At 34.7% G+C, this 585-nt stretch carries 1 protein-coding gene; it reads right to left on the bottom strand.

From position 1 onward, the window contains the following. Positions 1-23 precede the first annotated feature (23 nt). On the bottom strand, positions 24-585 hold a 562-nt coding region (locus KA858_RS12465), incomplete at its 5' end, for a restriction endonuclease subunit S (RefSeq protein ID WP_210135838.1).

Here is a 585-nt window from a genome sequence, read left to right as displayed (position 1 = left end):
CTTTGTTTTTCCGTTGTTGACATCTAAATGTCCTCCTTAAATAAATATTCTGATAAAAATTGGTCCATCAAATAACTTCGTTTCGCTTGTAAATACTTTAAATGTCTACGTCGTTCATCAAGTTTTCCTATACGTTGTTGTTGTTCTAATGGAGGTAACGTCATCTTAAGTTGTTTAAGTTGATTCAATGTGAGTTTTTTAACTAATGAACCCCCTTGTTTAAATTGATTTAACTGACTCTTCGCTTGAGATGAAGCATTCATCCAATAGACAAAATAATTAGCATCGATATGTGCTGTATCAATCTCAATATGCGTATAATTATAAGGGAGAATACTGTCATGATGTTGTTGACTCACAATGACACACTCACTCGTCATCATATTAATCACGATATCACCCGTATGAACCATCTTGGCTTGATGTGTTGTGCTTAGTGTTACATGCTTAGGCTGATGTGTTGTTGGTTGAAACACTCCATCATCGAACTCCATCATACGTTGATCATAGATAGGTAATGTTACGCCCTTAAAAGCTTCTACAGTCTCAAGTCGATTGATTAAAGAACCATTATGAAACGTAAAT

The sequence above is a fragment of the Staphylococcus sp. GDX8P80P genome (assembly GCF_017893095.1).
Classification (GTDB): domain Bacteria; phylum Bacillota; class Bacilli; order Staphylococcales; family Staphylococcaceae; genus Staphylococcus; species Staphylococcus borealis.
This window is presented reverse-complemented; position numbering and strand designations above follow the sequence as displayed.